At 73.1% G+C, this 22187-nt stretch carries 20 protein-coding genes and 1 pseudogene; 14 read left to right on the top strand and 7 right to left on the bottom strand.

The window, feature by feature from the left end:
- Positions 1 to 328 precede the first annotated feature (328 nt).
- The 4 genes from ACIPLC_RS24590 (at position 329) to ACIPLC_RS24575 (ending at position 4002) form a co-directional block, all read left to right on the top strand.
- Entirely contained in the window at positions 329 to 1081 is a 753-nt protein-coding gene (locus tag ACIPLC_RS24590; protein ID WP_400475164.1) for a hypothetical protein, read from the top strand.
- 15 nt (positions 1082 to 1096) lie between these two features.
- A complete protein-coding gene (locus ACIPLC_RS24585) occupies positions 1097 to 2365 on the top strand; it encodes a sensor histidine kinase (protein ID WP_400475163.1) in 1269 nt (422 codons plus the stop codon).
- A 143-nt stretch (positions 2366 to 2508) separates the two neighbouring features.
- The gene (locus ACIPLC_RS24580; protein ID WP_400475243.1) at positions 2509 to 3165 is read left to right on the top strand and encodes a response regulator; all 657 of its coding nucleotides are present in this window, start codon (positions 2509 to 2511) and stop codon (positions 3163 to 3165) included.
- Positions 3166 to 3354: 189 nt separating this feature from the next.
- Positions 3355 to 4002 (top strand): Pr6Pr family membrane protein, encoded by a 648-nt coding sequence (locus tag ACIPLC_RS24575; protein ID WP_400475162.1) that lies wholly within the window; start codon positions 3355 to 3357, stop codon positions 4000 to 4002.
- 223 nt (positions 4003 to 4225) lie between these two features.
- Here the strand turns inward: ACIPLC_RS24575 and ACIPLC_RS24570 are convergent, their stop codons facing one another.
- Together ACIPLC_RS24570 and ACIPLC_RS24565 are read right to left on the bottom strand one after the other, a co-directional pair.
- Positions 4226 to 4438: a hypothetical protein gene (locus ACIPLC_RS24570; protein WP_063351004.1), complete on the bottom strand. Its 213-nt coding sequence runs from the start codon at positions 4436 to 4438 to the stop codon at positions 4226 to 4228.
- Between the two features lie 418 nt (positions 4439 to 4856).
- Positions 4857 to 6464, bottom strand: coding sequence for an ABC-F family ATP-binding cassette domain-containing protein (locus ACIPLC_RS24565; protein WP_400475161.1), 1608 nt, complete (start codon positions 6462 to 6464; stop codon positions 4857 to 4859).
- A gap of 529 nt (positions 6465 to 6993) precedes the next feature.
- Between ACIPLC_RS24565 and ACIPLC_RS24560 the strand changes: the two genes are divergently transcribed.
- The 4 genes from ACIPLC_RS24560 to ACIPLC_RS24545 all read left to right on the top strand — a co-directional run bounded on the left by ACIPLC_RS24560 (position 6994) and on the right by ACIPLC_RS24545 (position 11525).
- Positions 6994 to 8211 (top strand): trypsin-like serine peptidase, encoded by a 1218-nt coding sequence (locus ACIPLC_RS24560; RefSeq protein WP_400475160.1) that lies wholly within the window; start codon positions 6994 to 6996, stop codon positions 8209 to 8211.
- A gap of 104 nt (positions 8212 to 8315) precedes the next feature.
- A complete protein-coding gene (locus ACIPLC_RS24555; RefSeq protein ID WP_400475159.1) occupies positions 8316 to 9953 on the top strand; it encodes an ABC-F family ATP-binding cassette domain-containing protein in 1638 nt (545 codons plus the stop codon).
- 150 nt (positions 9954 to 10103) lie between these two features.
- Entirely contained in the window at positions 10104 to 10778 is a 675-nt protein-coding gene (locus tag ACIPLC_RS24550) for a nitroreductase family protein (protein WP_400475158.1), read from the top strand.
- A gap of 126 nt (positions 10779 to 10904) precedes the next feature.
- On the top strand, positions 10905 to 11525 hold the full coding sequence (locus ACIPLC_RS24545) for a GNAT family N-acetyltransferase (RefSeq protein ID WP_400475157.1): 621 nt from the start codon (positions 10905 to 10907) through the stop codon (positions 11523 to 11525).
- 129 nt (positions 11526 to 11654) lie between these two features.
- On the opposite strand, the gene ACIPLC_RS24540 is transcribed toward ACIPLC_RS24545, so the two are convergent.
- Entirely contained in the window at positions 11655 to 12611 is a 957-nt protein-coding gene (locus tag ACIPLC_RS24540) for an aldo/keto reductase (RefSeq protein WP_400475156.1), read from the bottom strand.
- Between the two features lie 495 nt (positions 12612 to 13106).
- Here ACIPLC_RS24540 and ACIPLC_RS24535 point away from each other — a divergent pair, with 495 nt between their 5' ends.
- The 3 genes from ACIPLC_RS24535 (at position 13107) to ACIPLC_RS24525 (ending at position 17160) form a co-directional block, all read left to right on the top strand.
- Positions 13107 to 13703, top strand: coding sequence for a choice-of-anchor C family protein (locus ACIPLC_RS24535; protein WP_400475155.1), 597 nt, complete (start codon positions 13107 to 13109; stop codon positions 13701 to 13703).
- Positions 13704 to 13999: 296 nt separating this feature from the next.
- Entirely contained in the window at positions 14000 to 15517 is a 1518-nt protein-coding gene (locus ACIPLC_RS24530; protein ID WP_400475154.1) for a carbohydrate binding domain-containing protein, read from the top strand.
- Positions 15518 to 15702: 185 nt separating this feature from the next.
- On the top strand, positions 15703 to 17160 hold the full coding sequence (locus ACIPLC_RS24525; RefSeq protein WP_400475153.1) for an SDR family oxidoreductase: 1458 nt from the start codon (positions 15703 to 15705) through the stop codon (positions 17158 to 17160).
- Positions 17161 to 17179: 19 nt separating this feature from the next.
- Here the strand turns inward: ACIPLC_RS24525 and ACIPLC_RS24520 are convergent, their stop codons facing one another.
- The gene (locus tag ACIPLC_RS24520) at positions 17180 to 17608 is read right to left on the bottom strand and encodes a hypothetical protein (RefSeq protein WP_400475152.1); all 429 of its coding nucleotides are present in this window, start codon (positions 17606 to 17608) and stop codon (positions 17180 to 17182) included.
- 49 nt (positions 17609 to 17657) lie between these two features.
- On the bottom strand, positions 17658 to 18401 hold the full coding sequence (locus tag ACIPLC_RS24515) for an SDR family oxidoreductase (RefSeq protein ID WP_400475151.1): 744 nt from the start codon (positions 18399 to 18401) through the stop codon (positions 17658 to 17660).
- A gap of 97 nt (positions 18402 to 18498) precedes the next feature.
- Here ACIPLC_RS24515 and ACIPLC_RS24510 point away from each other — a divergent pair, with 97 nt between their 5' ends.
- Together ACIPLC_RS24510 and ACIPLC_RS24505 are read left to right on the top strand one after the other, a co-directional pair.
- Positions 18499 to 19080 (top strand): TetR/AcrR family transcriptional regulator, encoded by a 582-nt coding sequence (locus ACIPLC_RS24510; protein WP_400475150.1) that lies wholly within the window; start codon positions 18499 to 18501, stop codon positions 19078 to 19080.
- Positions 19081 to 19510: 430 nt separating this feature from the next.
- Positions 19511 to 19765: a hypothetical protein gene (locus ACIPLC_RS24505; RefSeq protein WP_400475149.1), complete on the top strand. Its 255-nt coding sequence runs from the start codon at positions 19511 to 19513 to the stop codon at positions 19763 to 19765.
- Between the two features lie 169 nt (positions 19766 to 19934).
- Here ACIPLC_RS24505 and ACIPLC_RS24500 read toward each other — a convergent pair whose 3' ends face one another.
- Complete coding sequence (locus ACIPLC_RS24500; RefSeq protein WP_400475148.1) at positions 19935 to 20528, bottom strand: TetR/AcrR family transcriptional regulator; 594 nt, start codon at positions 20526 to 20528, stop codon at positions 19935 to 19937.
- Positions 20529 to 20670: 142 nt separating this feature from the next.
- Between ACIPLC_RS24500 and ACIPLC_RS24495 the strand changes: the two genes are divergently transcribed.
- Positions 20671 to 21690 carry a hypothetical protein gene (locus ACIPLC_RS24495; protein WP_400475147.1) on the top strand — a complete coding sequence of 340 codons (1020 nt, stop codon included), beginning with the start codon at positions 20671 to 20673 and terminating at the stop codon, positions 21688 to 21690.
- Positions 21691 to 22040: 350 nt separating this feature from the next.
- Here the strand turns inward: ACIPLC_RS24495 and ACIPLC_RS24490 are convergent.
- Positions 22041 to 22187: pseudogene (locus ACIPLC_RS24490) on the bottom strand (IS5/IS1182 family transposase); the annotation flags it as partial.

Here is a 22187-nt window from a genome sequence, read left to right as displayed (position 1 = left end):
GATCCCCCCGGAGGGGGAGGGTGACCGTTCACCGGGTTGACGTGCCGGCCCCGGGGGCGGCGGAACCGTGGAGGCATGAGGTTCAAGGAGAGCGCGGTGCGGGCCACGGCCGCCTGGATCGCCGCGCTGGCGACGGTGCCGTATCTGACGCTGGAACTGCGGTGGTTGACCGGGCACCCGGTGGGGTCGGACGATCCGGGCGGCATGGACAAGCTGTGGCTGGTGAACCTGCTCACCTCCGGGATGGACGCGATCGCCGTGGCACTGGCGCTGGCCTTCACCCGGCCGTGGGGGGCGGCGGGCGCCGGCCGGGCTGGTGGCCTTCCCGATGTGGGTGGCCACCGGGCTGCTCGGCACGATCCTGGTGGCGCTGCCGTTGTTCCTGGTCAGCGCGCTGCTGGCCGGACCGGAGCCGCGAAACGGCGGCAACGGCGGCAACGGCGGCAACGGCGGACAGGACGGGCACGACGCGGGCGGGATCGGCGACTGGGTCTTCGCCGTGGTGTACGGCGGCTTCGCCGTCCAGGGCGTCGGGCTGCTCACCGCCTTCGCCCTGTACGCCCGGCGGCGCTGGCCCGGCCTGCTGCGGGACCGGATCGGCGACCTGCCCCGCTCCCCCGCCCTGGCCGTGCAGCGCAGCCTCGCCTGCGTCGCCGCCCTGCTCGAGCTGGGCGTCGCGGCGGCCCGGGCGTACTGGGCGGCGGGCGGCACCGCCGGGCTGCCGCTGAGTCTGGTGGCGGACCGGAACCCGGGGGTGGCGGTGATGGACGGGGCGTCTGCGGCGATGGCGGTGGCCGCACCGGCGGCGCTGCTGGTGCTGGCGTTCCGGGTCCGGCCGCGACGGCGGCTGCGCGCTCCGCTGCTGGTGGCGTGGACGGCCGCCGGTTCGCTGTTCGGCTGGGGCTGCTGGCAGGTGGTGGGTGTTCGGCGTGACGACGACCAGGGTGACGGACCTGCGGATGGCCGTGCCCGGGCTGATGCCGCTGGTGCAGACCGCCCAGGTTGTCACCGGGCTGCTGGCCCTGTCGGCGGGCGCGGTGGCGCCGGCCGGACGGGCGGCGGCGGGCCGCGGAGTCGCTGACGTAGGGTCACCCGGGTGAACACGGGGGCGGGCGGCCGGATGCGGCGGGCGGCGGGGTTGCTGCTGGGGCGGCGGGCCCGGCTGCGCTGGGCGCACCTGGTGCTGGGCGGCGCACTGCTGATGCCGTACTGGCTGCTCTCGGTGGTGATGCTCGGGGCGCTCAACCCGAACCAGGGGCAACTGCGCCAGACGCTGCTGCAGTTCACCGCGCTGTTCACCTCGCTGCCGATGGCCGCCGTCACGGCACTGGTGCCGACCGTGCGGGCGCTGGAGGGGGCCGCGGCCCGGACGCTCTGCGCGGCGGAGCGGCCGGAGGAACTGGCCGCCGGGCCCGCCCGCTCGTGGGCGGCGCGCCGGCGCACCGCGCTCTGGTACGTGCTGCACCTCCTCTTCGGCGGTGTGGTGGCCGGGATGACGCTCGGCGGGGTGCCGTTCGCGGTGGTGCTGCTGTTCTCCTTCACCGGCACCGAGGACCTCGCGAGGTACTGGGAGGACCGCTTCCCCGGCTGGATGCTCACCGGCCCGGCGCTGGGCCTCGCCCTCCTGCTGCTGATCGTCGCCACCAGCGCCGGCTGCGGCGCCCTGCTGGCCCGCTGGGCGCCGACCCTGCTCGGCCCGACCCCGGAGGAGCGGCTGGCCGCCGCGGAACGCCGGGCCACCGTGCTCGCGCAGCGCAACCGGCTGGCCCGCGAACTGCACGACTCGGTCGGGCACGCCCTCAGCGCGGTCGGCATCCAGGCCTCGGCGGCCGCCCGGGTGCTGCGCACCGACCCGGACTTCACCGCCGAGGCGCTACAGGCGATCGAGCAGACCGCGCGGGCGGCCGTCGCCGAACTGGACACCGTGCTCGGACTGTTGCGCGAGGAGGAAGCCGGCGCCGGTGAGTCCGCCGGGCCCACCCTCAACGGGCTGGACGACCTGCTGCGCCAACTCGCCCGCACCGGCGTGACGGTGGACGCCGACCTGGGCCCGGGCCTGGTCCGGCTGCCCGCCGGAGTCTCCCGGGAGGCGTACCGGATCGTGCAGGAGGGCCTGACCAACGTGCTGCGGCACGCCGGGCCCGCGCCGGCCGGACTGCGGGTCGCGCTGGCCGGGGGCCGGCTGGAGATCGAACTGACCAACCCGCTGGGCGCCGCCCGCCCGAGCCGGCCCGGCGGCGGTCGCGGGCTGCGCGGGATCGGGGAGCGCGCGACGGCCCTGCGCGGCGGGAGCACGGCGGGGCCGAGCGAGGACGGGACGACGTGGCGGCTGGCGGTCTGGCTGCCGGTGGGAGGGGCACGATGAACGAGGACGACCGTGGCGAAGGCGAGCGCGACGAGAGCCCGCGCCGCGAGAGCGCACGCGCAGAGAGCACATGCGGAGAGAGCGCACGCGCAGAGAGCGCACGCGGCGACGGCATCCGCAGCGAGAGCGCGCGCCGCGACGCCATCCGCGTGGTGATCGCGGACGACGAGCGGCTGGTCCGGACGGGCCTGCGGGTGGTGATCGACGCCGAACCGGACCTCTCGGTGGTCGGCGAGGCCTCGGACGGCGCCGCGGTCGTCCCGCTGGTGCGCGAACTGCGCCCGGACGTGGTGCTGATGGACGTCCGGATGCCCGGCATCGACGGGATCCGGGCCACCGAGCAGTTGGTCGGCGGGATGGCCGAGCCACCGCGGATCCTGGTGGTCACCACCTTCGAGCACGACGACCACGTGTACGACGCGCTGCGGGCGGGCGCGGCCGGCTTCCTGTTGAAGCGGGCGCGGGCGGAGGAGATGGTCCAGGCGGTGCGGCTGGTCGCGCGCGGGGACTCGCTGCTCTTCCCGGCGGCCGTGCGCGAACTCGCCCTTCGGCACGGCGCGGACGCCCGCAGGTCCGCCGACCCGGACCGGAGGACCATCGGGCGGCTGACCGAACGGGAGGGCCAGGTGCTGCGGCTGATGGCCACCGGGCTCAACAACGGCGAGATCGCCCGGGAGCTGGTGGTCAGCCAGGAGACGGTGAAGACGCACGTCGGCAGCGTGCTCGCCAAGCTGGGTGCCCGCGACCGCACCCAGGCGGTGATCGCGGCGTACGAGTCGGGCTTCGTCCTGCCGGGCTGAGCCGAGGGGCCCACGGGGTCGGCAGGGCCCACGGGGCCGACGGGGCCGACGGGTCTTACAGGGCCCAGCTACGGCCTGACAGCATGCAGGACCGTTTCTTCCGTCCAGCCGCTACCTGCGAGTAGAGTGCGATCTTCCCCCTCAACCGTCCGATACCTCCCGTATCGCCTGAAACGAACTGGTGGCCGCATGACAGTCCGGACCCGCCCCGCGCTGTGGTGGCGCATGGGCATCGTGCTCTCGGCGGGCCTCGGCCTGACCCTCGGAACCGCGCCGCTGGTGTACTTCACCGTGCAGAGCAACGTCATCGTGCTCGGCTACTTCATCGGCGCCGTGTACTGGATGCTCAAGCGCGACACCGTGGACGCGCCCGCGCCCCGGCTGCGCGGCGCCGCCACCCTGTACATAGTGATCACCGGGCTGGTCTCGCACGTCCTGCTCCAGCACGGCGCCAACCCGCTGCCCGGGCTGGTCAGCGGACCGGACAAGCTCGCGCACTGGTCGTCGTTCTTCCTGCACTACGTGACGCCGGTGATGGTGATCGCCGACTGGCTGGTGCTGAAGCCGCGCAACGCCGCGGCCTGGAAGGACGTCCCGCTCTGGCTGGCGTTCCCGCTCGGCTACGCGGCGATCGTGCTCGCCCGGAACGCGCTGTTCGACGACTACCCGACGCCCTACCCGTACTTCTTCTTCGACCCCACCACCAAGGGCTACGGCTACGTCTGGGGCCAGATAGCCCTGCTGACGGTCGAGTTCGTGGTGCTGGCCGCCGCCGTGATCGGGCTGGACCGGCTGGGAACGCTGGTCGCGGGCAAGCTGAGGTCCGCCAAGTCCTGAACTCCCGCGCACAGGTGACGCCTCCTCCCGGGTGGCCGCGCACCAGGCGGCGTCGGCGTCGTGGCCGAGTTGCGCGGTGTTCACCCGGTGCCGGGCGACGGCGGCCTGCAGCGCGGAGTAGTCCCGCACGCTGAGGTCCTCCGGCGAGGCCAGCTCCTGCACGTCGAGCAGCCAGCGCAGGTCGACGTGGAACAGCATCACCCCCGCACTCCCGCCGCGCCGTTCACGCCGCCGGCGCGTCCTCCGGGAACGCGGCGTCGAACTCCGCCCGGTGCGACTTCCAGAACGCCACCGCGTGATCCACGAACACCCGCCGTTGCTGCTCCCGCACGCTCAGGTCGTGGATGTACGCCTTGATGCTCTTCCCGTCTGCGGCGGCGGCCTCGCGGATCGCGGCGAGCTCGTGCTCCGTGTACTCGATGTTGAGCGCAGGCATGGCGCCGATGGTACTGGAGCACACCGGAGTTGGGACCACCAACGGAGGATTTTCACCCGCCGTCAAAAGGGTCTGCTGTCGATACCCCCTCGGAGTGGTTTCGGCGAGGCCTCGGGGAGCCCCGAAGTCGGGTGGGGGTCAGGCGAGGGTCGGGCGCGCGGGATGACGTCGCGGTGGCGGCTGCAGCACCTTCGACAGGCCCGGCATCCCGCCGGACATCCGCACGTCGGTGTTCACCGATGACGAGCCGGCCGGGCTCGAGGACTCCGCCCTGAGCACGGCCCGCCGCGTCCTCGGTGAGCGGCAGCGGCCGCCCCAGCAGTGGCTGCTGCCCGAGCAGTGGCTGCTGCCCGAGCGGCAGCGGCCGCCCGAGCAGCGGTGGTCACCCCGGCAGCCGTGGCCGCACGGCCGGCACCGGCTACATCGGATCCACCCCCCGCAGTTCGCCGTCCAGCTCCAGCCACCGGGTGAGGCCCAGGCCGCGCAGGAACGGCAGGTCGTGGCTGGCCACGATCAGCGCGCCCTGGTAGGCGGCGAGCGCCTGGGTGAGCTGGCGGACGCTGGCGAGGTCCAGATTGTTGGTCGGCTCGTCGAGCAGCAGCAGCTGCGGCGGCGGGTCGGCCAGCAGCAGCGCGGCCAGGGTGGCCCGGAACCGCTCGCCACCGGAGAGGGTGGCGGCGGGCTGGTCGGCCCTGCCGCCGCGGAACAGGAAGCGGGCCAGCCGGGCACGGATCGCGTTGTCCCCGGCGGCGGGGGCGAACAGCTTGACGTTCTCCGCCACGGTCAGCTTGTCGTCCAGCAGGTCGAGCCGCTGCGGCAGGTGGCGCAGCGGCACCGGGGTGCTGATCTCGCCCTCCAGCGGGGCGAGTTCGCCCGCGATGGTGCGCAGCAGGGTGGTCTTGCCGGAGCCGTTGCGGCCGACCAGGGCGATCCGCTCGGGGCCGCGCAGGTCGAGGTCGGCGGTGGTGCCGTAGGGCAGCCGGACCTTCTGCAGGGTGAGCACGGTGCGCCCGACCGGGACGGCCGTGCGCGGCAGGTCGATCCGGATCTCGGCGTCGTCGCGCACCGCCTCCTCGGCGGCGGTGAGCCGCTGCCTGGCCTCCTCCAGCCGCTCGGTGTGCATGCCCTGGAGCCGCCCGGCCGTCTCCTGGCCCTGGCGTTTGAGCTTGCCCGCGAAGATGTGCGGGTCGTTGCGGGTGACCGAGCGCTTCTTGCCGTAGCTGGCGCTGCGGTCCAGCCGGGTGCGGGCCTCGGTCAAGTCCCGTTTCTGGCGCTCGACGTCGGCCTCGGCGTTACGCAGCAGCCGCTCGGCGGTCTCCTGCTGGGCGGCGAGGGTGCGCTCGTACTCGGCGAAGTTGCCGCCGTACCAGGTGACCGCGCCGTCCCTCAGGTCGGCGATCTGGTCGACGTGCTGGAGCAGTTCGCGGTCGTGGCTGACGATCAGCATGACGCCGTGCCAGCCGGCGACCGTCTCGTAGAGCCGCTCCCGGGCCGTCCGGTCGAGGTTGTTGGTGGGCTCGTCGAGCAGCAGGACGTCGGGGCGGCGCATCAGCAGGGCGGCGAGGCGCAGCAGGACGGCCTCACCGCCGGAGAGCTCCCCGGTGGTGCGGTCGAGGCCGAGGCGGTGCAGGCCGAGCCGGTCGAGGGTGGCGCGGGCGCGCTCCTCGACGTCCCAGTCGTCGCCGACGGCGTCGAAGTGGCGCTGGTCGGTGTCGCCGGACTCGATGGCGTGCAGGGCCTCGCGGGTGGCCCGGACGCCGAGCGCCTCGTCCACCCGCACGGTGGTGTCCAGCGTCAAGCCCTGGGGCAGGTAGCCGAGTTCGCCGTCGACCCGGACGGCGCCGCCGGTCGGGGTCAGCTCGCCGGCGATCAGCCGCAGCAGGGTGGACTTGCCGGCGCCGTTGAGCCCGATCAGGCCGGTGCGGCCGGGGCCGACGGCGAGGTGGAAGCCGTCCAGGACGGGCTTGCCGTCGGGCCACTCGAAGGTGAGATCGGTGCAGAGGACGGCGGTGGTGGGTTGTGCCATGGAGGGCCTCCCGGGTGGTTGCCGAAGGGAACGGTGAGCAACACGGGGAGACACCGCGGGTGCGGGCCGGTACGGCCGGGGGGAGGGCGGGGCGGATCCGGATCAGCCGGATCGGGCTCGCCACGGGGCCGTGACTGAGGTCGCACACTCGCACACCGCGCGGCGAAGGGCCTGCGCGGCGGGGGCGGTGTCCCGGAACCTCAGTAGAGCAACGGCCTTCTCCTTGTCTGGCGGGTGACTCCGTCCACGCTACGCACGGCGCCGGACCGGGGCAACCGAATTTCGGCGCACCGGGAAGCACCCCTGGACACGCATCGGGAAGCGGCCGCCCGACCGGATTCCGGACCGCCGGAGGAGGGCGGGTGCCGGTCCGGTGCCGATCCGGTGACGGCCCCGTCCCAGTCCGGGGGTGTGCGTAAGGAGGCCTTTATCCGCATGGCAGACTCCTCCCCTGCCACGCCTGCGGCTTCCCGGAGCCGTACCCGAGGAAGGGGTCGCGTGGCGGTTATTCACAGGGGGATTTGAACTCATGTCACCGATGTACCGGCCGAACCGTGCCGTCCTGGGCTCCTCCGTCGCCGCGCTGACCATGCTGGCCGCGACCGCGTGCGGCCCGGACAACAGCGACCCGGCCGTGGCCCGGACCACGGCTCCGACGGTCGCGGCCGGCGCCACCGGCAAGCCGGGCGCGGCGCCGATCAAGCTGCCGACCGTCGAAGAGCTGAAGACCTGGAAGTTCGAGGACTGGGACAAGTGGGCCCAGCAGAACGTGATCACTCCGGCGGTCAAGGGTTACTGGACGCTTCAGCGGATCCTGAACGCCAAGCCCAAGCCGATGCCGCAGCCGCAGCCCGACCCGACGCAGCCGCCGGCCCAGCCGACCGGCGCGGCCCCGGCCCAGCCGACCTCGAAGCCGGCCACCCCGGCCCCGGCGCAGCCCCCGAGCACCGGCGACCCGCTGCCCACCGTCATCGAGGCCAAGCCGACCCAGCACCCGTTCGCGAAGAACCTGCACGTCAACGGCAAGATCTTCTTCAAGGACGGGAACGAGGACTACGTGTGCTCCGGCACCGTCGTCTCCGACCCGGCCAACCCCGGCAAGAGCAACCTGGTCTGGACCGCCAGCCACTGCCTGAACGGCGGCAAGGGCGGCCAGTACTACACCAACATCTCCTTCGCCCCGGCCTACAACAGCAACGGGCTGCTGAGCGGCGGCAAGCAGGCCAACGAGACCGACGCCGAGCCGTACGGCGAGTGGGGCGCGACCGCCGGCATGGTCTCGCCGCAGTGGTCGGCCGAGGCCGACCCGGAGCACGGCGGCCCGTGGAGCCAGTACGACTTCGGCATCATCAAGGTCGCCAACCCGAGCGGCAACGGCAAGTCGCTGGAGGAGACCGTCGGCGGCTCCGTGCCGATCTGGTTCAACGCCCCGCGTGAGCAGCTCAACAGCGTCAGCGCCTACGGCTACCCGGCCGGCAAGCCGTTCGACGGCGTCGAGCTGGACCACTGCGACAGCGGCAAGCCCGCGAAGAAGACCGGCGACCCGAGCCGCCCGGCGATGCTGATGATCGGCTGCAACATGACCGGCGGCAGCAGCGGCGGCGGCTGGGTCGCCCCCAAGGACGGCAAGCCGGCCCTGGTCAGCGACACCTCGATCGGCAACGGTGCCAGCACCTGGGAGGCCGGCCCGTACCTGGACGACGTGGCGGCCCGGATGTTCGACTACTTCTCGAAGAAGTCGAAGTGACCTCCTGACCGGCCCGCGTGGCCGGTCCCCGGGGCCGCGGCCGTCGCGCCGCGGCCCCGGGCTTTTCCCCCACCCGGCCCGCTCCTCCTACAATCGGGCTCATCATGAGCGCCACACTCGTAGTCAAGGACCTCGCCGCCGGCCACGGCGAACGCACCCTCTTCTCCGGCCTGGACCTGGTCGTCGCCCCCGGTGACGTAATCGGCCTGGTCGGCGTGAACGGCGCCGGCAAGTCGACGCTGCTGCGGCTGCTGGCCGGGCTGGACACCCCCGAGGGCGGCTCGCTGCGGCTCAGCCCGGCGACCGCCAACATCGGCCACCTGCCACAGGAGCCGGAGCGGCGCGAGGGCGAGTCGGTGCGCGACTTCCTGGCCCGCCGCACGGGCGTGGCGGCCGCGCAGACCGCACTGGACGAGGCCACCGAGGGCCTGGTCGAGGGCCGCCCGGGCGCCGACGACGCGTACGCGTCGAGCCTGGACCGCTGGCTGGAGCTCGGCGGCGCCGACCTGGAGGAACGCGCCGAGGAGGTCGCCGACTCGCTCGGCCTGAAGGTCTCGCTCGACCTGCCGATGACGGCGCTGTCCGGCGGCCAGGCCGCCCGGGCCGGCCTCGCCTCGCTGCTCCTCTCCCGCTACGACGTCTTCCTGCTCGACGAGCCCACCAACGACCTCGACCTGGACGGCCTGGAGCGGCTGGAGGCCTTCGTCAAGGGCCTGCGCGCGGGCACCGTGCTGATCAGCCACGACCGCGAGTTCCTGGCCCGCACCGTCACCAAGGTGCTCGAGCTGGACCTGCACCAGCAGCAGGTCAACCTGTACGGCGGCGGCTACGAGGCGTACCTGGAGGAGCGCGCGGTGGCCCGCCGGCACGCCCGCGAGGAGTACGACGATTACGCCGACACCAAGGCCGGGCTGGAGGCGCGGGCCCGGATGCAGCGCGGCTGGATGGAGCACGGCGTGCGCAACGCCCGCCGCAAGTCCTCCGACAACGACAAGATCGGAAAGGCCCAGCGCGCCGAGTCCACCGAGAAGCAGGCCTCGAAGGCCCGGCAGACCCAGCGGATGATCGAGCGGCTGGACGTGGTCGAGGAGCCGCGCAAGGAGTGGGAGCTGCGGATGGAGATCGCCACCGCGCCGCGCTCCGGCTCGGTGGTCGCCACCCTGCGCGCGGCCGTCGCCCGCCGCGGCGACTTCGCCTTCGGCCCGGTGGACCTGCAGATCGACTGGGCGGACCGGGTCGCCATCACCGGCGCCAACGGCGCGGGCAAGTCCACCCTGCTGGCCGCCCTGCTCGGCCGGCTCGAACTCGACGGCGGCAGCGCCTCGTTGGGCTCCGGCGTGGTGGTCGGCGAGGTGGACCAGGCGCGCGGGCTGTTCCTCGGCGGCGAGCCGCTGTCGGACGCCTTCGCCGCCGCCGTACCGGAGCTCACGCCGGAGGAGGTGCGCACCCTGCTGGCCAAGTTCGGCCTCAAGGCGGTGCACGTGAAGCGCCCGGCCGGCACCCTCTCCCCCGGCGAGCGCACCAGGGCCGCGCTGGCGCTGCTCCAGGCGCGCGGGGTCAACCTGCTGGTGCTGGACGAGCCCACCAACCACCTGGACCTGCCCGCGATCGAGCAGTTGGAGGCGGCGCTCGGCTCGTACACCGGGACCCTGCTGCTGGTCACCCACGACCGGCGGATGCTGGACACCGTCACGGTGAACCGGCGGATCGAGGTCCGGGACGGGCGGGTGCACGAGCTGTAGAGCGGTCCTGCCGGGCTGCCCCTGCGAGACGGCCCGGCAGGGCGGACCGGCCAGGCGGCATCAGGCGGGGCGGACCGGCAGGACGGACCTGATCTGCGGATTGGTCTCGACCTCTTCCCGGCGCGGCCGTCATGTGCTGTGCTGTCGGCCATGGTTGACAGTGCAGTGGCAGGGACGCCCTACCCGACCGTCCCCCTCACCCCGATGACGGTGCCGGCCCACGAGGCCGAGGCCCGCAGCAGGTCCTTTCACGACGTGATGGCGCAGCGCCGGACCGTCCGCGACTACGCGACCCGCCCGATCCCGGACGGGGTCGTCGAGTGGGCGGTCCGGACCGCCAACACCGCGCCCAGCGGCGCGCACGTCCAGCCCTGGCGGTTCGTGGTGATCACCGACCCGGAGCGCAAGCGGCGGCTGCGCGAGGCCGCCGAGGCCGAGGAGCGCGAGTTCTACGCGCACCGGGCGTCGGAGGAGTGGCTGGCCGCGCTGGCGCCGATCGGCACCGACTGGCACAAGCCGTTCCTGGAGGACGCGCCGGCGGTGATCGTGGTGTTCGAGGTGCACAAGGGGCCCGATTCGCCGCGCCCGTACTACACCAAGGAGTCGGTGGGGATCGCGGTCGGACTGCTGCTGGCCTCGCTGCACCAGGCCGGGCTGGCGACGCTGACCCACACGCCGAGCCCGATGAAGTTCCTCAACGAGGTCTGCGAGCGCCCGCCGGAGGAGCGCGCCGCGTACGTCATCCCGGTCGGCTACCCCGCCGAGGGGGCGCGGGTACCGGATCTGCGGCGCAAGGACCTGGACGAGGTGCTGGTCCGGCTCTGACCCGCCGGGCGTGCGCGCCCGGGTGCTCCGGGGTACGCCCGGGTGCGCCGGGGTGTGATGGGGCCTGCGGGGGAGCCACCCGGAATTCCGTGGTGACAGGTCCCGGCCAAGGACATAATCGCGGTCATGAGCCACCCGCAGTCACGGTCCTGCAAGTACCCGCCCACCCCGCTCCACGTGCCCGGACCCACCGCCGTCACCACCGGGCGGCCGCCCGAGGAACTGCGGCTGCCCGGCGGGATCTCGCTGCTGCGCCGCCGCAGCATGCACGCGGTGGCGCTCAACAAGGCCGTCCGCGCCAACCTGGACCACCTGCGGCCCTGGATGGAGTGGGCGGCCGAACCCCCCACCCGGGCGCAGACCGCCGGGCTGACCCGGGCCGGCTCCCTCGCCTGGGAGGCCGGCACCGACTTCATGTACCTGGTCGGCCTGGACGCCGAACCCGGCGGCGTGGTCGGCGCCCTCGGCCTGCACGGCCGGATCGGCCCCGGCGCGCTGGAGATCGGCTACTGGGTCGCCGCCCGGCACGCCGGTCGCGGCATCGCCACCACCACGGCCGGGGCGCTCACCGAGGCCGCGCTGGCGCTGCCCGGCATCGCACGGGTGGAGATCCACTGCGACGAGGCGAACGGCGCCAGCGCGGCCGTCCCGCGCAAGCTCGGCTACCGGCTCGACCGGGTCGCCGAGGCCGCCGTCCGGGCTCCCGCCGAGACCGGACGGCAGCTGATCTGGGTCAGGGAGGCCTGACGGCGTTCCGGGCCGGGGGCTGTATCCGGGCCGGGGGCTGCATTCCGGGCCAGGGCGGCACTCCGGGTCAGGGCGGCGTTCCGGGCCAGGGCGGCGTTCCGGGCAGGGGGACCGGGCGGCCCGCGCCGCTCAGTAGCGCTCGCCGGTCGGCGTCGGCAGCGCGTCCAGGTCGGCCAGGTCGGCCGCCGAGAGCACGAGCTCGGCCGCGCCAGCGTTGTCCACCAGGTAGCGCGGCGTCTTGGTGCCCGGGATCGGGAAGACGTACCGGCCCTGCGCCAGCACCCAGGCCAGCGCCACCTGCGCGGGCGTCGCGCCGACCCGCTCGGCGACCTCCTTGACGCTGCCGACCAGCGCCAGGTTCGCCTTCAGCGCGTCCTGCTGGAAGCGCGGCAGCCGGCGGCGGAAGTCGTCCGCGGGCAGCTCGTCGAAGGAGGCGATGCTGCCGGTCAGGAAGCCCCGGCCGAGCGGCGAGAACGGCAGGAAGGCGATGCCCTGCTCCTCGGTGTACGGCAGCACCTCGGCCAGCGCGTCCCTCGTCCAGAGCGAGAGTTCGGACTGCACGGACGCCACCGGGTGCACCGACTGGGCCCGCTTGATCTCCTCGACGGTCACCTCGGAGAGCCCGATCCGGCGGGCCTTGCCGGCCGCGACGGTCTCGGCGAGGGCCCCCCAGGTCTCCTCGATCGGGACGGCCGGGTCGACCCGGTGCAACTGGTAGAGGTCGACGTGGTCGGTGCCGAGGCGGCGCAGGCTCTCGTCGATCGAGCGGCGCACGTGCTCGGGGCTGCCGTCGCGGGCCGCCGACTGGCCGGTCCCGCCCGGGACGATGCCGACCTTGGTGGCGAGGAAGGCGCGCTCCCGGTACGGGCCGGCCAGCGCGGCGCCGACCACCTCCTCGTTGGTGTACGGGCCGTACATGTCGGCGGTGTCGATCAGGGTGACGCCGAGGTCCAGCGCCTGCCGGATCACCCGGACGGAGTTCTCGTCGTCCCGGTTCTGCACGTCGTAGGCCCAGGTCATCCCCATGCAGCCGAGGCCGATGACGCCGGTCTCCGGGCCGCTGGTACCGAACGTGGCGTTGCGCATGACGGTGCTCCGATCGTGGTGGTGTGCTTGCCCGCTCGCGGGGTGGTGCGGTGGATCAACGCGTCCAGCTTTCACCTTGGAGTGCACTCAAGGTCAAGCCCATCCGGGCGCGCGCCGGATCCCGTCGCCGAGGAAGCAGATCCGCGGACCACCCAAGGGGCCGCTGATCATATGAGTGGCCATCGGCTCACCCTAGGGTGGGATGCGCCCGAGGCGCAGGCGGAGCGCGCACGTCGGACTTCACCACCACGCGTGGGGACACGGCCGTCTGAGCTGTGCGTTCACACCATGGCTCGCCGCCGGGCACGCGCAGGGCCGACGCAGGGCCGGTACCGGGTGATCACCCGTCAAACCGGCGTGCGGGAGCCCATGGGCGGGATCTCCGCACCACCGGGCGCCATCCGTCCGGTCTAGGCAGGGCTCACCGCGACGGCAGACCCTCTGTGCACAGCCGATCATCGGCTCATCCACTGGTATCCCGTTGGGGAGGAACCCATGACGTTCTCGCGCACCCGCCTCGCCGCCGTCGCCCTGATCGTGTCCGCCGCCACCGCCGTCACCGTCCCGGCGCAGGCCGCCGGCGGCCACCGCGCCCTCAGCCGCTTCGACGACGGGAGCTTCGAGTCGCCCAAGATCCCGGCGAACAGCTTCACCGAGCTCACCGCCGGGCAGACCATCGGCCCGTGGAAGGTCACCAGCGGCAGCGTCGACCTGATCGGCGCCGGCTTCTGGCAGGCCGCCGAGGGCGACCAGTCGGTGGACCTCAACGGCGCCACCACCGGCGCCGTCGCCCAGACCTTCACCACCGTCCCGGGCGCCACCTACTCCGTGACGTACGCGCTGGCCGGCAACCCGTCGGCCGCCCCGGCCCTGAAGACCGGCCGGGTGCTCGTCGACGGCCAGGACTTCCAGGACTTCTCCTTCGACATCACCGGCAAGACGCCGACCAACATGGGTTACGTGGGACACCAGTTGAGCTTCGTCGCGCAGAACGCCTCCACCACGCTGACCTTCGCCAGCACCAACGCGGGCGCGGCCGGCCCGGTCGTGGACGACGTCCAGGTCAAGGAGTGCAAGCCGTGTTGCGGGTGATCCGCTGAACCGCGGACTCGTTGCCCGCAGGCTCGTTGCCCGCAGGCTCGGACGCGTTCGCGATCAACGGGAAGCGGGTGCACGGTGGCGGGCCCGCCCGCCTTAAACCGTTCCTAAAACCTTCCCACGGTGGGCTCCCGATGCCCCGGAAGTGCTTGACGTGCACAGCTGGTCTAGTCCAGTTTGATGCTCAGCACCGCGCTCCTCCCCCGCACCGGACCAGCCCCCATGCTGCCGCCCGCCCCGCGTTTCCCCCTTCGCGGCGCGGGCGGCCCCACGTCCCGAGAGGCACCCCCATGCCCAGCGTGCCCCAGCCCGCCCCCACGCACCGCCGCCCCGCCGGCCGCACCAAGCTGCTGAGCCTCGCCGCCGCCACCGCGCTCGCCGCCGGCGGCCTCGCCGCGATCGCCGGGAACGCCGGCGCCGCCGACGGCAACCTGCTCGCCAACCCCGGCCTGGAGAGCGGCTCGCTCGGCCCCTGGAGCTGTTCCGGCGGAACCGGCAGCGTCGTCAACTCCGGCGCGCACAGCGGCAGCTACGCGCTCAAGGGGGCGGTGAGCGCGAGCGACACCGCGCAGTGCGGCCAGACCGTCAGCGTCCAGCCCAACACCACGTACGACCTCAGCGCCTGGGTGCAGGGCCAGTACGTCTACCTGGGCGCCACCGGCAGCGGCGTCACCGACCCGGCCGCCTGGACGCCGGGCGGCGCCAACTGGCAGCAGCTGTCCACCAGTTTCACCACCGGCCCGGCCACCACCAGCGTCACCGTCTACCTGCACGGCTGGTACGGGCAGGGCGCCTACCTCGCCGACGACATCACGCTCACCGGCCCCGGCGGCGGCAACCCCACCACCCCGCCGCCCACTTCGGGCACCCCGACCGGCGGTCCCACCGGCACGCCCACCGGCGGCCCGAGCACCCCGCCGCCGAACGTCGCCGTACCCGTCGCGCCCTACATCGACATGGGCGCCTGGCCCACCCCGTCCATGCCCGACATGGCCAAGTCCGGCAACCTCAAGGCCTACACCATGGGCTTCGTCACCGGCGTCGGCTGCAAGGCCAGCTGGTTCAACGCCTACGACCCGCGCACCGGCTGGGCCAAGGACCAGATCGACGCACTGCGCGCGGCAGGCGGCGACGTCAAGCTCTCCTTCGGCGGTGCCAGCGGCACCGAACTCGCCGCCGCCTGCACCAGCGTGGACTCACTGTTCGCCGAGTACGACGCCGTGGTCAACGCCTACAACCTGCGCTACGTCGACTTCGACATCGAGGGCGCGGCCATCGCCGACACCGCCTCCAACGACCGCCGCTCCGCCGCGCTCGCCAAACTCCAGCAGGCCCACCCCGGCCTCAAGGTCTCCTTCACCCTGCCCGTCCTGCCCGAGGGCCTGACCGCCGAGGGCGTCGCCATCGTCAAGTCCGCCCGTGACGCCGGGGTCGCCGTCGACCTGGTGAACATCATGGCGATGGACTACTACCGGACCGGCACCGACTACGGCAACGCCGCCGTGCAGGCCGCCCAGGCCCTGTTCGGCCAGCTCAAGGCGCTCTACCCGGCGAAGACCGACGCCCAGCTGTGGGCCATGGTCGGCGTCACCCCGATGATCGGCGAGAACGACGACCACCAGATCTACAACCAGGCCGCCGCCCAGCAGTTGGTGACCTTCGCCCGGCAGAACCAAATCGGCCTGCTCGCCTTCTGGGACGCCACCCGCGACGCCAACGCCTGCACCGGCGGCTCGCTCTCCAAGTGCACCAACATCCCGCAGCAGCCGTACGAGTTCGCGAAGATCTTCGCCCAGTACGCGGGCTGACCACGTCACGCGGGCCGCCCCGCTTCGGCGGTCGGGGTACCGGCGGTCCCGGGAGGCCGTCGGCACCCCCGGGCCCCCCGCACCGCCGACCCCGGTTGCGGCCGCGCACCAGCGGAAATTGGCATCTCATCGTCCCGGACCGTCCACTACAGTCCCTCCCACCTGCACGGCACGAGGGAGCGGACATGACCGGCACGACGGTCCGGAACGACGAGAACCAGCGCATCACCATCACGGCGGCCACCGAAGCCGCCTGCGCCGCCGGCCTCACCGCCGAGGAACTCGCCGCATTCAGCCGCACCCTCGGCCGCCTGCGCGCCCTCCCGGCCCACGACCGCACCCGCCTGCACGCCGAACGGCAGCTCAGCTCCTTCGTCGCGGAGAGCCGCAAGCGCCGCCGCCAGGAGGCCAAGCACGCCGACCGGCAGGCCGACGCCGACCTGCTCGCCACCACCGCCACCGGCGCCCGCGACCGCCGCGAGGACACCCCGCTCGCCCCCGCCGGCCCACCCGTCGGCGAACTGCGCACACCGCGCAAGTGCTACGTCTGCAAGCAGCCCTACCGCCTGGTCGACGGCTTCTACCACCTGCTCTGCCCCGGCTGCGCCGCCGACAACGCCACCCGGCGGGCCCTCACCACCGACCTGCGCGGCCGCCGCGCCCTGCTCACCGGCGGGCGCGTGAAGATCGGCTTCCAGCTCGCCCTGATGATGCTCCGCGACGGGGCCGACCTCACCGTCACCAGCCGGTTCCCGCACGACGCCGTCCGCCGCTTCCGCGCGGCCGACGGCAGCGCGTGCTGGTGGGACCGCCTCACCGTCGTCGGCATCGACCTCCGCGATCCGCGCCAAGTCCTCGGCCTCACCGAGCAGTTGCATGCCGACGGCCGGCCACTCGACATCCTCGTCAACAACGCCGCCCAGACCCTGCGCCGCCCACCCGAGTCCTACACCCACCTGGCCGCCGGCGAGCGCACCGGCCTGCCCACCGCCGACCGGCGGGCCGTCACCCGCGCCCCCGGCTTCCGGCCGCTCTCCGGGATCGCCCAACTCCCCTCGGACGCGGGCTCACTGCTCGATCTTCCCGGTCTCCGCGACGAGGCCGGTCTCCCGAGCCTCCCCGGTCTCCGCGACGAGGCCGGTCTGCTGCCCGACCTCTCACCCGCCAACTCCTGGTCCGCCCGCCTCGGCGCCCTCGACCCGGCGGAGGTGTTGGAGACCCAGCTCGTCAACGCCCTCGCCCCCACCCTCTTGTGCGACCGCCTGCTCCCCCTGCTGCTCGCCTCCCCGCACCCGGCCCGCTACATCGTCAACGTGACCGCCGTGGAAGGCCGTTTCGCCGTCCGCAACAAGACCTCCCGCCACCCGCACACCAACATGGCCAAGGCGGCCCTCAACATGCTCACCCGCACCAGCGCCGCCGAACTCGCCTCCCAGGGCGTCCACATGTGCGCCGTCGACACCGGCTGGATCACCGACGAGAACCCGGCCCCCAAGAAGGCCCACCTCGCCGCCCAGGGCTTCCGCACCCCGCTCGACATCGTCGACGGCGCGGCCCGCGTCTACGACCCCATCGTCCGGGGCGAGGCGGGCGACCCGGTGTCGGGGGTGTTCCTCAAGGACTACCAGGAGGCGGGCTGGTGACGGCGACGGTGACGGCGGCTCAGGTGTCGTAGCAGCCGTCCCACGGGGCGTGGAAGCCGAGGCCGTCGGGGTAGAGCTCGAAGCAGATCCCGTCGTCCTCGCCCTCCTCCCCGTCATCCTCCTCGCTTTCTTCGCGGACCAGCCCGAACAGCTCGCCCTCGACCCGTACGGCGAACGGCGCGATGGCGATGTCCCCGTACGCGCGGCCGGGCAGGGCGTCCAGCCACTCCGCCACCAGGTGGCGGGCGTCCTCGGCCGCGGCGGTGGACCGGATGCGCGAGTCGAGGTGCCGACCGGCGGCGTCGAAGCGGTGCAGCACGGCGAAGCACTCCGGCCGACCGATCGCCCCCGTGACCGAGGCGAAGAACTGGCCGCCCCGCCAGCGGCCGATGGTGCGGGTGCGGTAGTCGGGCTCGTACCTGATGGGGATCAGCTCGGGAACGTTCACGCCCGTACCGTACGCGCGGCCTGTGACAGCGCGGTCAACCCGCCCTGGATCAGCGCCCGGTGGGCAGGTTGGCCCCGCCCGTGCAGTCGAACACCACGCCCGTCACGAAGGTGTTGGCGGCCAGCAGGTGGATCGCCTGCGCGACGTCCTCGGCCCGGCCGACCCGGCCGACCGGGGTGGTGGCGGCGAGGCCGTCGAACAGCGCCGTCCGCTGCTCGGCCGGGACGCGGTCCCACCACGGGGTGTCGATGACGCCGGGCGAGACGGCGTTGATCCGCAGCGGGGCGAGTTCGACGGCCAGCGGCGGGACCATCGCCTCCAGCGCGCCGTTGATGGCGGCGAGTCCGGCGGTGCCGGGGATGGCGGCGCGGGCGGAGGCGGCGGTGATCAGCGTGACGGATCCGTCCGACCGCAGGTGCGGCAGGGCCGCGTGCAGGACGCGGACCTGCGGCCAGAACTTGGCGTCGAACCCGGTGGCGAGGTCGGCCAGGTCGAGCTGGGCGAACGGGCCGCCACCGGCCGCGCCGCTGACCGCGACGACCAGGTGGTCGACGGTGCCGGACTGGGCGAAGAAGGCCGCGACGGCCTCGGGGTCGGCCGCGTCCAGCTGGTGGCCGGTGGTCTTGCCGCCGATCCGGGCGACGGCGGCGTCCAGACGGTCCCGGCCGCGGCCGGTGATCACGACCTCGGCGCCGTCCGCGGCGAACGCGGTGGCCGCGGCCTCACCGATGCCCGAGCTGCCGCCCATCACGACGACGCGCTGTCCGGTGAAGAGGTTTGACGTGGTGCTCATGATGGCGTGTCCTTCATGTTGTCGAGACCGCTAGTTCCGGTAATAATTTTACCGAGACTGCTAGTCTTGTCAAGCGGGGGCAGAGAAAGGGAGCACGATGACCGAAGCCCGCCCGCACACCGGACGCCGCCGCAACGAGGCCGCCCACCAAGCGATCCTCGACGCCGCGCTGCACCTGCTCGCCGAGTCCGACGGCACCCCCGTCACCATCGACGCCATCGCCCGCACCGCCGGCGTCGGCAAGCAGACCGTCTACCGCTGGTGGCCCTCCAAGGGCGCCGTCCTGCTCGACGCCCTCACCGACCGCGCCGACCAGGACGTCCCCGGACCCGACACCGGCACCCTGCGCACCGACCTCCGCGCCTTCATCGCCACCACCTTCGACGGCGCCCAACACGACACCACCGCCCCCGCCCTGCGCACCCTCGTCCGCGAAGCCGCCCGCGACCCCCACCTCGCCGACCTCATGCAGACCTTCACCGCCACCCGCCGCACCGCGCTGCGCGACCTCCTCACCCGCGGCCGCGACCGCGGCGAACTCGCCGACGACACCGACCTCGACCTGATCGTCGACCAGATCTACGGCGTCTTCTGGTACCGCTTCCTCCTCGGCCACGCCCCCCTCGACGCGACCGTCGCCGACCGGCTCACCAACTCCCTGGTCGCCGGGAACGGTTAGGACGCGGGCCACACCTCCGGCGGCCGCGGCCCGACGCCGCCCGAGCCGGTTGATCGCCCGGTCCGCCTTCGGTGCCGCCCCGTGGGGCGCTCCCTGCGGAACGGCGCCCGCCCGGGGAGGGGACGTTCATGCAAGGGCGAGGCACAGCACGGCCGTTCGGATCCCGGCCGGCGCGACGCGCGGCCGCGCTGGTTACGGCCGCGACCGCCGTCGCCGCCCTGGCGGCCGGCTGCGCGGCCGCGGACCCGGATCCGAGGGCGTACCCGGGCAGCCCGAAGGGGCAGACCCTCGAAAGGGTGACGAAGGCGTTCGGGCTGGGCCTGCCCGCGTGCGACCTTCAGGGCGTCGGGTTCCACGGATCGGGTTCCACGGATCGGCGAAGCACCCCGGAGAGGTCCTGAACCTGAGCTTCCGAGCCCCCAAGGACTGCGTGGACCGCTTCCTCGCCGACCACTCGGTGGACCTGGCCCGCCCCGTCCACTGGAGCCCCGGGCAGGGAGCCGCGACCGGGTTCGACTCCGACACCGAGACCCGGGCCTTCGGCTGGTCCTTCGACAAGAGCCTGACCTACGACCTCTTCGTCGACTTCAAGACCTCCACCGGAAGCCGCTTCAGCGCCCTGGCCGACCCCGGACAGAACGAGCGGACGGTCTACCTGGAGGCCCGCCACCTCGGCGGATCCTGACCCCGGACGCCCGCGCCGCCCTCCGCCCGTCCGCTGGGCCCCGCATCACTCCGGGGCCTTCGCTCTGGGCCTTCGCTCTGGCCCTGCGCTCTTGGCCTGCGCTCTTGGCCTGCACTCTGGCCCCTGCGCTCTTGGCCTGTACCCCGGGTCTTCGCCCTGGGGCGCCCGTTCAGACGCCCGACGGCCCACGGCGCCGGATCAGCGGCAGGTAGACCTCGTCCACGATCTCGACCAGGACGTCGTCGGGCGCGGTCGGCACGCCCCGCACCACGAACTCGTTGCGCAGCAGTACCACCGCCACCGTGGCGACCCTGGGGTGGAGCGCCTCGGGGGTCGCTTCGCCACGGGCGACCGCGCGCCCCAGGATGGTGAGCCAGGGAGCGGCCGCAGCCTCGCCGGACTGGTCCTGGAGCTGCGCCAGGAACTCCGCCGCGCCGCCGGCGGCGGCCAGGAGCTCGCGCAGGATCGCGCCGAGCGAGGAGCTCCAGTGCCGGTTCGCCTGACGGAGCAACTCCAGGGCGTCACCGCGCAGTTCACCGGTGTCGGGGGGTACGGCGGCGGTGGTCAGCTGCTTGTAGGCGGCGATGCCGAGGGCCAGCCGGTTGGGCCAGCGACGGTAGAGGGCGTTCTTGTTGGTGCCGGCGCGGGCGGCGACCTTGTCCATGGTCAGCCCGGCGAATCCGGACGCGGTGAGCTCCGCCACCGCCGCCTGCAGGATCGCCTCCTCCAGCGCCGCCCCGCGCCGCCGCGTCTGCCCGGCCATGGTCCTCGTCCCGTCCGATCCCGTCGCCGGTACCACCGTCGATACCGCCCGCACCCTCCCCATCCTTCTTGTCATCTCCGGCCCGCGCCAACTAGGGTACTGGCCGTACCGTATTTGCCCACCCCCAGGAAGGCAGGACACCGTGCGCGCCAAAGGCATCAGCTACGACACCGGATTCGTCAAGAACGGGTCGTACTCCCGCAGCCGGTTCGACCCGGAGGAGGTCGAACGCGAACTGCGCCTCATCCGCGACGACCTGCACTGCAACGCGGTCCGCATCATGGGCGGCGACCCCGACCGGATCGAACTCGCCGCCGGGCTCGCCGCCGGCCTCGGCCTGGAGGTCTGGTACTCCCCGTACCCGCTGGAACTCACCGCCGACGAGCTGCTGGCCCTGTTCGCCGACTGCGCCGAGCGCGCGGAACGGCTGCGGCGGCGCGGGGCCGAGGTGGTGTTCGTCGCCGGGGCCGAACTCAGCCTGATGAACCCGGGATTCCTGCCCGGCGACACCACGGACGAACGCGTCGCCCTGCTCAGCCGGCCCGAGCTCGTGCGTGCACACCTCGGGACGGTCAGCGGCCGGGTCAATGCGTTCCTCGACCGGGCCGTGGCCGCCGTCCGCGAACACTTCGGCGGGCGCGTCACCTACGCCGCCGTACCGCTGGAGCGGGTCGACTGGACGCCCTTCGACCTCATCTCCCTCGACCTCTACCGCTCCGCCGAGACCGCCGACCGGTTCGCCGACGGCGTCCACGACCTGGCCGCACAGGGAAAGCCCGTCGCCATCACCGAGTTCGGCTCCGCCGGCTACCGCGGCGCGGGCGACCGGGGCGCGCTCGGCCTGGACATCGTCGAGTACGACGCCGAGGGCCCCGTCCGCCTGAAGGGCGCGTACGAACGCGACGAGGCCGGCCAGGCCGCCTACCTGCGCGAGCTGCTGGAAGCCTTTGACGCCGGCGGCATCGACGCCACCTTCGTCTTCACCTTCGCCCTCTACGACCACGTACACCGCCCCGACGCCGACCCCCGCGACGACCTCGACCTCGCCAGCTACGGCATCGTCAAGGTCTACGAGGACCACCCCGGCACCACCTACCCCGACCTCCCCTGGGACCCCAAGGCCGCCTTCACCACCCTCGCCACCTACCACCGCACCCACTGACCAGGCACCGCCCGGCCCCGTCAGGGGAAAATATGCAGACCGGTCTACTGATTCCCTCCTCCACCCTCACCCCTGCCCGCCAAACCCCCACCTCGCGCAGGAAGGCGGCCAGCCCGACTTCCTGCGCGACACCCACCCGACATGGGCTCGAATATGACGGTCGGTCTACATAGTCAACTCGCGGCAAGCACGGGCACTCTCCCCTCACGCGCAGGAAGTCGATCTCGCCGACTTCCTGCGCCGCAACCCCCACCCGGCCCGGCAAGAATATGCCGACCGATCTACATAATTTGCGCGCGACGAGCGACGCCTCAGAGGGCGTTTGAGGTAGACGGATTGCCCTTTATGTCCTAATAGGTTCCTCGCCAGCTTGGTGTGGTTTCGTCCGTTATGCGCTTGGTGAGGTTGTCGATCGATGCGATGTGGATCATGGCTTCGGAGCTGGTCGGCAGGGTCTCGTAGTCGCGGGCCAACCGGCGGCGCTGCATGATCCACCC

Origin of the sequence: Kitasatospora sp. NPDC086801 (genome assembly GCF_044745805.1) — a bacterium.
Taxonomy (GTDB): Bacteria; Actinomycetota; Actinomycetes; order Streptomycetales; family Streptomycetaceae; genus Kitasatospora.
The sequence above is the reverse complement of the archived record's forward strand: the minus strand, read 5'-3'. Positions and strand labels throughout refer to the sequence as shown.

What these genes read in the sequence shown, in the direction of transcription:
- ACIPLC_RS24570 (WP_063351004.1), bottom strand. Translation starts at nt 4,438, where the DNA reads ATGCCTGCGCTCAACATCGAGTACACGGAGCACGAGCTCGCCGCGATC.
- ACIPLC_RS24550 (WP_400475158.1), top strand. Translation starts at nt 10,104, where the DNA reads ATGGTTGACAGTGCAGTGGCAGGGACGCCCTACCCGACCGTCCCCCTC.
- ACIPLC_RS24500 (WP_400475148.1), bottom strand. Translation starts at nt 20,528, where the DNA reads ATGGCCGGGCAGACGCGGCGGCGCGGGGCGGCGCTGGAGGAGGCGATC.
- ACIPLC_RS24510 (WP_400475150.1), top strand. Translation starts at nt 18,499, where the DNA reads ATGACCGAAGCCCGCCCGCACACCGGACGCCGCCGCAACGAGGCCGCC.
- ACIPLC_RS24560 (WP_400475160.1), top strand. Translation starts at nt 6,994, where the DNA reads ATGTCACCGATGTACCGGCCGAACCGTGCCGTCCTGGGCTCCTCCGTC.
- ACIPLC_RS24535 (WP_400475155.1), top strand. Translation starts at nt 13,107, where the DNA reads ATGACGTTCTCGCGCACCCGCCTCGCCGCCGTCGCCCTGATCGTGTCC.
- ACIPLC_RS24565 (WP_400475161.1), bottom strand. Translation starts at nt 6,464, where the DNA reads ATGGCACAACCCACCACCGCCGTCCTCTGCACCGATCTCACCTTCGAG.
- ACIPLC_RS24555 (WP_400475159.1), top strand. Translation starts at nt 8,316, where the DNA reads ATGAGCGCCACACTCGTAGTCAAGGACCTCGCCGCCGGCCACGGCGAA.
- ACIPLC_RS24545 (WP_400475157.1), top strand. Translation starts at nt 10,905, where the DNA reads ATGAGCCACCCGCAGTCACGGTCCTGCAAGTACCCGCCCACCCCGCTC.
- ACIPLC_RS24590 (WP_400475164.1), top strand. Translation starts at nt 329, where the DNA reads ATGTGGGTGGCCACCGGGCTGCTCGGCACGATCCTGGTGGCGCTGCCG.
- ACIPLC_RS24515 (WP_400475151.1), bottom strand. Translation starts at nt 18,401, where the DNA reads ATGAGCACCACGTCAAACCTCTTCACCGGACAGCGCGTCGTCGTGATG.
- ACIPLC_RS24530 (WP_400475154.1), top strand. Translation starts at nt 14,000, where the DNA reads ATGCCCAGCGTGCCCCAGCCCGCCCCCACGCACCGCCGCCCCGCCGGC.
- ACIPLC_RS24540 (WP_400475156.1), bottom strand. Translation starts at nt 12,611, where the DNA reads ATGCGCAACGCCACGTTCGGTACCAGCGGCCCGGAGACCGGCGTCATC.
- ACIPLC_RS24575 (WP_400475162.1), top strand. Translation starts at nt 3,355, where the DNA reads ATGACAGTCCGGACCCGCCCCGCGCTGTGGTGGCGCATGGGCATCGTG.
- ACIPLC_RS24525 (WP_400475153.1), top strand. Translation starts at nt 15,703, where the DNA reads ATGACCGGCACGACGGTCCGGAACGACGAGAACCAGCGCATCACCATC.